Source organism: Hymenobacter sp. IS2118 (assembly GCF_000715495.1).
Lineage (GTDB): Bacteria > Bacteroidota > Bacteroidia > Cytophagales > Hymenobacteraceae > Hymenobacter.
In genome coordinates, this window is sequence record NZ_JNLX01000187.1 from 34,670 (window position 1) to 46,393 (window position 11,724).

The 11,724-nt window shown below is 60.7% G+C and carries 11 protein-coding genes; 4 read left to right on the forward strand and 7 right to left on the reverse strand.

All coding sequences use genetic code 11. The features are described from left to right. Nucleotides 1–23 precede the first annotated feature (23 nt). On the reverse strand, nucleotides 24–938 hold the full coding sequence (locus GM79_RS20790) for a helix-turn-helix domain-containing protein (protein ID WP_035567625.1): 915 nt from the start codon (nucleotides 936–938) through the stop codon (nucleotides 24–26). A gap of 213 nt (nucleotides 939–1,151) precedes the next feature. After that, complete coding sequence (locus tag GM79_RS20795; RefSeq protein WP_035567627.1) at nucleotides 1,152–1,898, reverse strand: EcsC family protein; 747 nt, start codon at nucleotides 1,896–1,898, stop codon at nucleotides 1,152–1,154. A gap of 125 nt (nucleotides 1,899–2,023) precedes the next feature. Here GM79_RS20795 and GM79_RS20800 point away from each other — a divergent pair, with 125 nt between their 5' ends. Together GM79_RS20800 and GM79_RS20805 are read left to right on the forward strand one after the other, a co-directional pair. Next, the gene (locus tag GM79_RS20800; protein ID WP_035567629.1) at nucleotides 2,024–2,764 is read left to right on the forward strand and encodes an ATP-binding domain-containing protein; all 741 of its coding nucleotides are present in this window, start codon (nucleotides 2,024–2,026) and stop codon (nucleotides 2,762–2,764) included. 169 nt (nucleotides 2,765–2,933) lie between these two features. Continuing rightward, nucleotides 2,934–3,623 (forward strand): TIGR02117 family protein, encoded by a 690-nt coding sequence (locus tag GM79_RS20805; protein WP_035567634.1) that lies wholly within the window; start codon nucleotides 2,934–2,936, stop codon nucleotides 3,621–3,623. Nucleotides 3,624–3,804: 181 nt separating this feature from the next. Here GM79_RS20805 and GM79_RS20810 read toward each other — a convergent pair whose 3' ends face one another. Together GM79_RS20810 and GM79_RS20815 are read right to left on the reverse strand one after the other, a co-directional pair. Next, nucleotides 3,805–4,053, reverse strand: coding sequence for a hypothetical protein (locus GM79_RS20810; protein ID WP_152560120.1), 249 nt, complete (start codon nucleotides 4,051–4,053; stop codon nucleotides 3,805–3,807). A gap of 778 nt (nucleotides 4,054–4,831) precedes the next feature. After that, a complete protein-coding gene (locus GM79_RS20815; protein ID WP_051719145.1) occupies nucleotides 4,832–7,669 on the reverse strand; it encodes a S8 family peptidase in 2,838 nt (945 codons plus the stop codon). Nucleotides 7,670–7,947: 278 nt separating this feature from the next. Here GM79_RS20815 and paaN point away from each other — a divergent pair, with 278 nt between their 5' ends. Then, nucleotides 7,948–9,603 (forward strand): phenylacetic acid degradation protein PaaN, encoded by a 1,656-nt coding sequence (paaN, locus tag GM79_RS20820; protein WP_035567640.1) that lies wholly within the window; start codon nucleotides 7,948–7,950, stop codon nucleotides 9,601–9,603. A gap of 132 nt (nucleotides 9,604–9,735) precedes the next feature. On the opposite strand, the gene GM79_RS20825 is transcribed toward paaN, so the two are convergent. Together GM79_RS20825 and GM79_RS20830 are read right to left on the reverse strand one after the other, a co-directional pair. Further along, the gene (locus GM79_RS20825; protein WP_035567642.1) at nucleotides 9,736–9,993 is read right to left on the reverse strand and encodes a hypothetical protein; all 258 of its coding nucleotides are present in this window, start codon (nucleotides 9,991–9,993) and stop codon (nucleotides 9,736–9,738) included. A gap of 134 nt (nucleotides 9,994–10,127) precedes the next feature. Then, complete coding sequence (locus GM79_RS20830) at nucleotides 10,128–10,430, reverse strand: hypothetical protein (protein ID WP_035567644.1); 303 nt, start codon at nucleotides 10,428–10,430, stop codon at nucleotides 10,128–10,130. A 209-nt stretch (nucleotides 10,431–10,639) separates the two neighbouring features. Here GM79_RS20830 and GM79_RS20835 point away from each other — a divergent pair, with 209 nt between their 5' ends. Beyond that, nucleotides 10,640–11,098 carry an energy transducer TonB gene (locus GM79_RS20835; protein WP_081867917.1) on the forward strand — a complete coding sequence of 153 codons (459 nt, stop codon included), beginning with the start codon at nucleotides 10,640–10,642 and terminating at the stop codon, nucleotides 11,096–11,098. 81 nt (nucleotides 11,099–11,179) lie between these two features. Here GM79_RS20835 and GM79_RS25645 read toward each other — a convergent pair. Continuing rightward, a partial coding sequence (locus tag GM79_RS25645) for a hypothetical protein (protein WP_035567647.1) occupies nucleotides 11,180–11,724 on the reverse strand: 545 nt, incomplete at its 5' end.

Genomic DNA, 11,724 nt, shown 5'->3' on the forward strand with positions numbered 1-11,724 from the left:
GAACGGTAAATGAGGAGATAAAATCAGTTGAACGAGTTGCGGAAGGCCAGGGGCGAGAGGGCAGTTTTGGTTTTGAACAGCTTGCTGAACGACTGCGAGTGCCCGAAGCCCAGGGCGTAGGCAATTTCACTCACCGACAGCTCCGTCGTGGACAGTTGTTCCTTGGCCTTCTCGATAAGTCGGGCCTGAATGTGCTGCTGGGTACTTTGGCCGGTGAGGCCCTTGAGCAGCACGCTCAGGTAGTTGGGCGACACATGGAGCTGGTCGGCAATGGCCTGGACGGTGGGTGGGCCTTGCCGGGCCAGCGCCTCGCCGTCAAAGCAAGCCGTGAGCAGGTCGTCCAACCGGCTGAGGAGTTGATGGTTGGTGATGTGGCGGGTGATGAACTGCCGCTGGTAATACCGCTCGGAGTACGTCAGCAGCAGCTCCAGCTGCGCCACGATAACGGGCTGGCTGAATGCATCAATCGGAGCGTGGTATTCTTGGCCGATGCGCTGCATGAGGTCGGTCAGCAAGTCTTCTTCTTTGTCGGAAAGGTGCAGTGCCTCATGCACCGCGTAGCTGAAAAAAGGGTACTGCCGGATGGTTTTGGCCAGCGGCGTGTGCCACAAAAAATCGGGGTGAATGAGCAGCAGCCAGCCCGAATGCCGCAGGGTTTCATCGGCTTCCACGGTCAGCAGCTGGCCGGGGGCCATAAACACCATCATGCCCGCGTCGAAATCATACACTTGCTGGCCGTATCGGAGCTTGCCGTTGAAATTCTTTTTCAGCGCAATGGAATAGAACTGGTTCAGCATCGGGGCGGGCGCAACATTGCCCGCGTAGGTAAGGGCCTCGAACCGGATAAGGCTGAGCAGGGGATGCTCCGGCTTGGGCAGGCCCATGAGCTGATGAAAGGCCGAGATGGAATCGACGCGCTGCGGCAGCTCGTTTTTCATGGCGCTGAAACTATGCTTTGGTGGCGAACAAAACGTTGGCAGAAGGTCCGCTTTTCTTGTTCGATTTTCTACCAACCAAAGGTCGGGAGTGCCCCGCCGCCCGGCGTAGCCAAATCGCAGTTTGTTGTAGCCATTTCTTGGTGCTGCCTGATGTAGGGGCTGCCTGCTCCCGGTAGGGTTTATTCTCGGAGTGGAATTCCGAAAAAGCTGCGGCTATTCGGGTAGCTGCCGGTTAGCTGCTTCCGCCGCGAAATGCCGCATGCGGTAGCAATTCATGGCCGTTTCGCCGAGCTGTTCGATGAGCTTGTAGTTGGCGATGGCGCCCACCGGGGCGCCGATGACGGGCACAAGCTGGGCCATTTTGGCGAGGTCGATGTAGTCGCGGTATTCCTGCTGGAGGGTGCGCCAGTCGAATTCGTTGACGTCGGCGGGCAGCGTGTGGCGGTAGCTGTCCCAGGCGGCGAGGCGGCGGTAGGTGTCGTTGCGGGTGTGCTGGCTGCTGAAAGCCAGCTGGAAAACGTGGAGCAGGTACAGCCGTTCGGCGTAGTCGCGCACGTCGTGGCCGTAGAGGGCGGCAATATCGAAGAGCAGCTTAAGCTTTAGGCCCATCAGCAGCGGGAAATCGGCCAGCCCGAGCAGGAAGCCGCCCGCGCCCGTCACGGCGCCTTCGGCCGAAGCGGTGTTGCGGTAATAGCGAATGCGGGTCCGCACGGCGATTTCGCGCTCCGGCAAGAGCACATCAGCCAAGGGGCGGCGGGTAATGTGCGTCGAACCAAACAAGGCCCCGCGCACCATTTGCTTGATAGCCGAGGTGATGGCCCGGTGCACCCGCTCGGGCAGCAGGGCATTGAGCCGGAGTTGCACGCGCCGCGCCAGCCCATTCAGGAAGGACGGAGGACGCTGCATGCGCTGCTGCCAGACGTGCATTTCGGCGGAGGCAAGTTGTTCGGCAGGCGACATGGGCGGATAAGGGTTGATGGGCCCGCTAAGCTACGAGGGTTGATTTCGGGAAGTTGACCACCGCCCGCGGTCCGGCGCCCGGGCGCCCGCGCAAAGTCCACGCTACACAGTTTCTTTGCCCGAAGATGAAACAGCAGGCAATATTCAATTGGAGCGGGGGGAAGGACTCGGCGCTGGCACTCTACAAGGTGCAGCAGGCGGGGGAATTCGAGGTGTTGACCTTGCTCACCAGCATCAGCGAAGCGTACCAGCGCATTTCCATGCACGGCGTGCGCGTGGCGCTGCTCGACCAGCAAGTGGCCAGCATCGGGCTTCCCTGCCACAAGCTGGTGCTACCCGAAATGCCCACCATGGAGGCCTACGAGCAGCAAATGACCACCACGCTTCGGGCCTTGAAAAGTCAGGGCGCCACAGTATCCATCTTCGGCGATATTTTCCTGGCCGACCTGCGCCAATACCGCGAAGCGCAGTTGGCCCGGCTCAACCTGCAGGCCGCGTTCCCGCTGTGGGGCGGGCCCACTGCGGCGCTTATCCGCGAGTTTCTGGCCCTGGGCTTTAAAACCATTACCACCTGCGTTAACGAAAAATACCTGGACCAAAGCTTCGTGGGCCGCGTTATCGACGAAGAATTTCTGCGCGACCTGCCCACCGGCGTGGACCCCTGCGGCGAGAACGGTGAGTTTCACACCTTCGTCTTCGACGGGCCTATTTTCACTCAGCCCGTGGCCTTTGAAAAAGGGGAAGTAGTGTACCGTAAGTACACGCCCGCCCCCAAAACCGATGATTCCGGCTACGATTGTGCCGAAACCGACGAGCCCAGTCCGTTTGATACCGGCTTCTGGTACTGCGACCTGCTGCCCCGCTAGCGCCCGGGACCAGACCAGTCCGGGCCCGGAAACGGCCGAATTTCAGCCATCGCAGCAGCTTCATGCGTAAGGGGCGCACATCTGTTTGTGTTGGCGTAAGCAGCTGGCAGCGGTAAATTGCCAACCTGTGCAAGCGTCCGCTATGTCGGCTCAATACCTTAAGTGACTTATGTCAATTCTCCTTCGAAAAATACTGAAGCCGATAGGCTATGCGGCGGGCACGCTGCTCGGCGTGGCCGGCCTGTATGTGGGCACCGCCTTCGTACTCTCGCGCATCACTGTGCCCAAAACCCAGCCCCAGGCTTCGCAGGATGTGCTGGTGTATCTGCATAGCAACGGTGTGCACACCGACATTGTCCTGCCCGTGAAAAGCCCACAAATGGACTGGAGCCAGCTGCTGCCCTACAGCGACATCCCGTCCGGCGACACCAGCCTGAGCTACCTGGCCTTCGGCTGGGGCGATAAGGGCTTCTACCTCGACACGCCCACCTGGGCCGAGCTCAAGTTTAGTACGGCCTTCGTGGCGGCGTTCTGGCTGGGCTCTTCGGCCATGCACACCACGTACATGCCCAAGCTAGAGTCCGGCCCCGATACCGTGCCGCTCTACCTGAGCAAAGACGAATACGCCCGGCTTATCGCCTATATCCAGAAAAGCTTTCGCTATGATGCCGCAGGCCGGCCGCAGCATATCGAGGGCCACAGTTACGGCCAAAACGATGCATTCTACGAAGCCCACGGCGTGTATAGCTTCCTCTACACCTGCAACACCTGGACCAACAACGCCCTGAAAGCCTCCGGCCAGAAAGCCTGTCTCTGGACCCCCGCCGAATACGGTATTCTCTACCAATACGGCAAATAGTCGTTGCCGCCATAGGGCTTCCGCACCCAAACATGCAACTGTGCTTCTAATGATATAAAGCCCCTTTGGTGCCAGCAGATTTTCAGCATTTTCAACGTCTCACCTACATTCCCAGGCGCTGGAAGCAGCTGTGCAAAATTTGACACAGAAGTCCTGTCGCTAAAGGCTTACAGTTTACTATTTAATTGAGCCATACGTCAGCCACCTGCTCAAAGCGGTGAGCGGCGAAAGCCCCGTAAGGCCGTTCGGCGTAGAAGCCCAGTACGTGTACCTGGGGCTGGCCGGTGCGCACATGCGGCAGCACTCGCACGGCATACACACGGCCGGCAGCGGGCCAGTCGCCTACATAGTCGGAAGGGCGCTGCGCGTCGTTCACGCAACGAGCAAACTGCTGGACGGGAAGCGGAGTGGGGAGCTTTACTTTTGACATGACCAAAGATACAAAGTTTACGACAAACTAAAAAGACTAGAAATATTATTTTTAGTCTTTTTCAAAGGTAATTGATTCAATTGGTGCAGTCAGGCATAAATATCCTGTGGGAATTGTCCATATACGCTAACGCTGGTGATGTGGATTTAAGGAATCGAAGAGAATAATTTACTAAATAAATTAGTAAAAGAGAAACAGGCCTGCTCTCGTAGACGTGGGTAGGTTTTCGGGCTTACATCGCTTCCGTATTTTGTCACTTCCGCTCTGCATCACTACGCGCGAACTGCTCCATTCCGGTCGGCTTGCTTTCAACAGCCGACACCTTGCTTCGCCTCATCGAGTATTCGGTCCCGCACATGGCTTCTAAGCTTCTAGCCTGCGCTAGTGGTAAGCCGGTAATTAGAGCCGACATCCACCCGGCAACTTAGTGGCCGCATAGTGTGGCAGCTATGGTCGCTGCACGATGCGGCGGTGCCGTGGGAACTCCTGGCCATTCAGCTGCTCAATCCGCCGAAAAGCTGCGCAGATACGGCTACGACATAAATAAGCGCAAACAGGCGGCCTTGCAGGGAGTGCACCGGATACACAGCTCCAGACTGGCTTTGTGAGAGCGGACGCAGGTGCGCAAAGGCAAGCCGGCGACAGCAGACCAGCGCCAAGCAAATGCGTGGTCAAACGCCTGCATCAGGCACTCAGGTAAGCAGAAGCGTGCACAAAATTTCCGCAAATCGTTACGGAACAGACCCAAGCCGGCAGCTAAAAGCCAATGACTGACTACTCAGCGCAACACAACCGAACGGGTTACCACCCGATTGGTGCCGATGGCGCGTACCAGGTACAAGCCCGGTTGCAGTCCGGCCAGGTTGGTTTCGAACTGCTTGCCCGTAGCCGAGAAGCTCTTCACCAGCCGGCCGGTCATGTCCAGTACCTGCACCTTGGCCGGGCCGAAACCTTGAGGTAATACTACCTGCAGCGGCCCCTCGGTTGGGTTGGGGTACGCTACGAAATCCACGGCTCGGGCGCTGGCCCGAGTGGGCAGCAGCGTGGTGGCGTACGCTATGGTTGCCGACTCGGACGCGTCCTGCAATTGTAATAAGGTAGGGGCCGACAGCATGGCAAAGGCTACGATGGTTGAGTCGCCGGGCGCCAGCGTGCTTATCCGGGTGCCAATTACCTGCGATACGTCGGTGCCATCGGGAAGGCCGGCGTTGCTTTGGGCAGTTCCGCTGCTCAGAGTTATGAACTTTTCGGCAGGAGAAAAGCCATCTGCTAAGCTGAGAGAGCTCCCGGCAGGGGCATTATTGTCAATTGAATACACCGTGGGCGAGCCACCCTGCAACAGTTGCACCCCCGCGTAGATGGCGGGCAGCGAAGGCGTATTCTGTTGGCCCAGGGCATAGCAATAGCCCAGGGAGCGGGAGTCGTCCCAGGCGGCGGCGTTGCGGGCGGAGCCGTCCTGCGTGGGCACGTCCCAATCCATGAACAAGCCCGCGTAGAGCGGTTTCAGCGTATCGGCCGTGAGGTTTTTGAGCGTGTATTCCAGCACCACAAAATCGCGCCGGCCAGGCGAAGACCAGGCGTAGGCCCGCAGGCGTACGCCAACCCCCACGCTGCGGGCAAGGTTGCCGGCGGCGGGAATGCTGTCCTGAAACAGGGCGCGCGCCTCCTGGTCGGCGCGGGGGCCGGGCTGCAGGCGCACCACCTGGGCGCTGTTGAAAAACGACTGCCGCGCCGCGCCTGACCTAGTGCGCAGCCGGTCCGAGACGCGGGTGGGGCTTGTGGCTAGAATCAGGCCGCCTTCGCTGAGAATATTGCCGCTGCCCCGATACGTGACGCCGGTGCCAATGGTGCCAGACAGGTCGTCAAAAGCCAGGTTGCCGCGACTGGTCAGGGTCACGTTAAGGTCGTTGGCATCCAGCACCACGTAGTCAGGATTGAGCACGAGCTCCACCAATTGTTCGGATTCGTACCCGTCGTCGCCCGTGAGGTGGTAGCGCAACGTGGCCGTGGTGTTGAGCGGAATACCGCTGCTGGCCACCGCCAGCCGGAACGGGTTGAGCGTGTTGTTCAAGCTGGCCAGGGAAGCCATGTCGCCCAGCACGAACAAGCCTTGCTGAATGCTGATATGGGGCGAGAGGGACGTGAGCGTAACGGTGAGGCCGGCAATGGGCTGCAGCAGGTTTTGCACGGCCACGCTCAGCCGGATGGTGTCGCCGGCGAGGTACACGGCGCGGGCCGGCACAAAAGTGCTGGTTACTACCCGGGCTTCCCGGCTGGGCTCAGTCAGGGCCCGGAACACGTTAAGCCGGCCGGTGCCCATGAGGTCTTTCCAAGCCGCATTGGCCGGCAGGTTATCCACTTTGTCGGTGGTTTGCCGCAGCTGGGCTGCTACTTGGGAGGCCGATAAAAGTGGGAATTTCCAGCGTACTAGTGCCGCGGCGCCTGCCACCAGGGGTGCGGCAAACGAGGTGCCGCCCACGGCCACGTAATCTGCGTCGGCCTGCCCGCCGCCCGATTTTGCGTGGTAGCCCTGCGTGGTAAGGATGCTAACGCCGGGCGCTACTAAATCGACCCGGTGGCTGAAGGTGGCGTTGGGGCTTTTCTGGTCGGTGCTGCTCACGCCCGATACCGACAGCACGTGCTCGTAGGAAGCCGGGTAGAACATCAGGTCGGCGTTGGTATTGCCGGCGGCGGCTACCAGCACGGCGTCGCGGTTCACGGCGGCGTAGGTCATGGCGTCCTGTTCGAGCCGGGAATAGCCACCCGGCGCGCCCCAGCTCATGTTGATGACCTTGCAATTGTGGTCGGCCGCGTACACGACGGCCTCAATGCCCGCGAAATTGCCTGTGGGAGTGTTCGAGTAAATGTTGAGCGGCAGGAACCGGCATTTGTTGCCCATGCCCGCGATGCCCACGCCGTTGTCGGTGTGGGCCGAAGACACGCCGGCTACCAGCGAGCCGTGAATAATTTTGATGTCGTAGCCGGGGTCGTTGTCGTTGTTGGCCAGGTCCCAGCCGTTGAAGTTGTCCACGTAGCCGTCGCCATCGTCGTCGATGCCGTTGACGGGGTCGGCGTAGTTGTACTTAATCTGTTGGCGCAAGTCTTGGTGCGTCAGGCGCACCCCGCCATCGGTGATGCCGATGACAATGGAGCTGTCACCGCGGGTAATATCCCAGGCCCGATAAGCCTTAATCTGCTTCAGATAATACTGGCTTTTCGACAGGCTGGTGAGCGTAGAGTCAGCCATCGGGTCGTTGGGCTGATATTGCGGGTAGCGGACGTAGTGCGGCTCCACGTATTCGACCGCCCCGGTCGCCAGCAGCACCGTGCGAACGCGCTCCAGCGTGACGGTGGTGGGCACCTGGAACTGGTAAATGCCGCGCAGGTCCACGCTGCCGGGCTTTTCAATATTGGGCGGCAGGGTGCGAAGAAATTTCTGCCGGACGTCGGTGGCCCCCAGGGTGCGCAGCGCGGCCTCCAGTGCGGCTGGCTGCCGGCCCGGCTTCAGCTTCAGCGCGAAGCGGCCGGGCACGGTAGGAGGGCCAGCCGCCGCCGCTGCCGACCACCCCAGCGCTAGTAGCACGACAAATAATAAGGAGCGTAACATGTTTTCCATCAAGCAGAAATGGCGTGTTGCAACAAATAGTCAGCACTAGTAAAGGTAACCACCTACGAGTTAATTCCACCCTTGGTGCGATGGACTATAAATAAAAGTCGTGGAACACGCAAATTCCCTGGCTCGCAGCGCCGACGGGTGCCCGTGAATGCCCCGGTGCGGCCGGTTTCAGGCGCGGCGGCGGGCCGCCCCAGCGGCCGGGGCGGGCGCCCTTCCGTAACTTGCGGCGCGGCAATTGGGCCGTTCCACCGTCATCTTTTGCATACCTCCCACCCACGATGATTGCCAAACACCAAGCCACCCTCGACGCCGCCGTGCAGGCCCTGCACGGGCGCACGTTCTTCGCCGCCTTCCCCGAAAACCCCTCGCCCGACATCTACGGTGCCGATGCCGATGCCCAGGGCCGCGAAAAATTTGCCGCCATGCGCGGCCAGCGCTTTGCCGAGTTGCAACAGGGCGAACCCCAGGGCTGGGCCGGCCAGGAAGAGTCGCCCTACGAGCAGCAGCCGCTGGGCGTCCAGTACCCGTTCTACGAGCCCGCCACCCTCGTCGCGAATGCCCAGGGCGCCTTTGATGAGTGGCGCAAGTTGAAGCCCGCCCTGCGTGCCTCGCTCCTCACCGAGGCGCTGGAAGGCATGCGCAGCCGCTTCTTCGAAATTGCCTACGCCACAATGCATACCACGGGCCAGGCCTACATGATGTCGTTTCAGGCTAGCGGCCCCCACGCCGCCGACCGGGCTCTGGAAGCCATCGCGGCTGGTTACGAGGAGCAAACCCGCTTCCCCGAAGAAACCCGCTGGGAAAAGCCCATGGGCAAGTACAGCATCGCCCTGAACAAGACCTGGCGCGCCGTGCCCAAGGGCCTGGCTCTGGTCATCGGCTGCTCCACTTTCCCTACCTGGAACACGGTGCCGGGCATGTTTGCCTCGCTCGTTACCGGCAACCCCACCATCATCAAGCCCCATCCCAAGGCGGTGCTGCCCATTGCCATTGTGGTGGCCGAGGTGCAGAAAGTACTGGCCGAAAACGGTCTGAATCCCTGCATCTGCCAGCTGGCCGTGGACGCCGATGACCGCCTCATCACCAAGGAACTGGCCGAAGACCCCGCCATCAAGCTGATTGACTACACCGGCGGCTCGCAGTTTGGCGAGTACGTGGAGGGCCTGAAGGGCAAAACGGTGTTCACCGAAAAAACCGGCGTCAACAGCATCATCCTCGATTCCTGCGCCGACCTCGACAAAGTGGCCCAGAACCTGGCCTTCTCCGTGAGCCTCTACTCGGGGCAGATGTGCACGGCGCCCCAAAACTTCTTCCTGCCCGAAACGGGGGTGAAAGTGGGCGACACGCAGGTGCCCTACGAGGAAGTGGTGCAGAAGCTGTCGGCCGCCATCACGGGCTTGGCCACCAACCCCAAGGCCGGCGCCCATGTGCTGGGCGCCATCCAGAACCCTGCCACCCAGGAGCGGGTGCAGCAGCTGGCTTTTGATGGCGGCCGCAGCATTCTGGCCTCCGGCACCGTGGACAATGCTACCTTCAAAAATGCCCGCACCTGCTCGCCCAGCATCTTTGAGGTCGATGCCAGCCGGGTGGAGCAGTACAGCCAGGAGCTGTTCGGGCCCATTATGCTGATTATCAAAACCAAGGATACGCAGGAGAGCATCCGCTTGGCGGCGCAGCTGGCCCGCGAGCACGGCGCCATTTCCTGCGGCGCCTACACCACCGACCCGGCTATCAAGGAGCAGATTATGGACGAGATGAGCCTGGCCGGTACGCCCGTCAGCTTCAACCTCACCGGGGGCATCTACGTGAACCAGAACGCTGGTTTTTCCGACTTCCACGTCACTGGCGGCAACCCGGCCGGTAACGCCAGCTTCACCAACCCGGAGTTCGTCATCAAGCGCTTCACCTGGGTAGGCTTCCGGGAGCCCGCGTAACGCTGGGTTCCGCTTAAGCAAAAAAGGCCGCCGCTTCCTGAGAAGCGGCGGCCTTTTTTAGTTGTCAGTTGCTAGTCAATCGGTAGGTTGTTTCAATGCTAACAACTGACAACAAGCAACTGACAACTAAACTTAGAAGCCTTTGGAGTACGTGTAGGCTTTGGGGGATTTGGCGGTTTTAAATTTCTCCAGCCGATTTGGGGCGAAATCGATGGTGGGGCGAATGTTATTTTCGGGCCGGAAGCGGGCTTTTGCCACGCGGCCTTGCGAAGACTCAGCAGCGTGTACGTAGTGGTGCTTGGCTTTCTGGCGTTTCTTGGCGGGGTCTTGGGCGAAGCTGGCCGAAGAAGCAAGGAAGGGAAGAACGAGGAGGAGGAGGAGCTTTTTCATGGAGATAACGGCTTAAAAAATAAAATAGAGGAGGGTTGGGAGGAGTTGGTTAGCAGCGCTTTCGGGCTTGCTTTGTGAGGCTGAAACGGAGACATGATTCAGGAGGTTACGGGTTTTGAAAAAATAAAATAATCCTACAATATTTTCCGTAAGTCCTCTTTCAAATGTTCAATTTCCTGCCGCACCTGCGCCCAGATGCCGGGCTCGGAACCGTCGGCGGGAGTGGGGAACTGGACGAGCTGTTCGGCCAGGCGCGCGCGCTTGGTTTCCAGGGCCTCGGCGTGGGCCTGATAGGTGTTGGGCGACCCGGCCACCGTGGCGTGGACGCGGTTGTGCAACGTCTGGATTTTAGTGTCCAGCTCGGCCAGGGCCTGATGCAGGTCGTGTTCGGAAAGCTGGGGTAGGCGCTGGCCGTGGGAACCGGGAGTGCTGGACATGGCGAAGGAAAACAGGAGGAGTGAACAAGCAAAACGGGCGGCCTTGTTGTACTGCCTTTCGCCCCGAAAAGATGCCCGCAGTACATCGCGTCCCTAGCCGTGTACAGACGGGGGCCAGCACAAGCGAAACGAAAGCATAACGCTGGCTAATCCTAGTGCTCACAGGAGGCCGGTAGTTTTGGGTCGTAGAATTTAATTCGGCCAAGCCCATGCTCCAGTATCTTGTTTCAGCCAGTGTACTACTAACGGTAGTGGCTGGGCAGGCCAGCGGCCAAACGGTTTCGCTGGCCCCCCTAGTTGAGGCCTTTGAACCTGGCGGCTTGGCCAGCCCCGTGGTGTCCCTTGTGCCCGCCGCCGTGTACTTTACCGCCGATGAGATGCCGGCCTTCCCCGGTGGCGACGCGGCCCTGGTGAAATTTCTGGCCCGCAAACTCAATTACCCGGCCGCCGCCCTCGACCGCAACCTCTCGGGCAAGGTCTACCTCACGTTTACCGTCGACCCCGAAGGCCGCCTGCACAACCCGCGCGTCGTGCGCGGCCTCGGCTCCGGCCTGGATGAAGAAGCCCTGCGCCTCGTGCGCCTCATGCCTTGGTGGAACCCCGGCAAAATCAACGGCCAGCCCGTGTGGGTGACGTTGACGATGCCCATCGGCTTCCGCGCCCTGTGAGCCGCGAATGAGAGTGGGTTGTGTGGCTGAGCCTTCATTAATAAGCCTTCGCGCTACGCCGGCCACGGCACTACCTTCTGTTTATACCTCCCCGAACGAACTCGGCAGGCCCGCTTCCCGTGCCAGCGGCGCGGCGCCCGATTGCCACAGGGCCGCCAGTACGGCGTTGGCGGTGGGCGCCAGCTCCACGTGGTAGTCTTCGTGCAGGCGGGCGGTTTGCCGCAGGGCCTCGTGGGTGCGTTTGGTGAGGTGCTGGAGCAGCGGCTGGGTGGGGCCGTGCAGCCGGCCCGTGATTTCCGGCTGGTGCCGGAACACGTTGGCCAGCAGCCGCCAGCTCAGCTCGGTTTCGCCAAACAGGTCCTCGGTTACCTTGGCGTGGTAGGCCAGCCGGGCTTGGAGCTGCCGCAGTATCACGAGCAGGTCGTTGGGCGTTTGGTGGAAGCCCCGCACCGGGTCGTCGACCTGAGCGCGGAGGGCGGCGCGGCGGCTTTCCAGCGCGTCGGGGCCTTCGAGCAGGCGGTAGGCGAGCTGCTCGATGAGCAGGGCGTCCTGGCCTACGAGGCGGGCCAGGAGCTGGTCTTTCTCTTTTTGCGGAAGTTGGAAGAGGGCGCGGCGCAGGTCGGGTG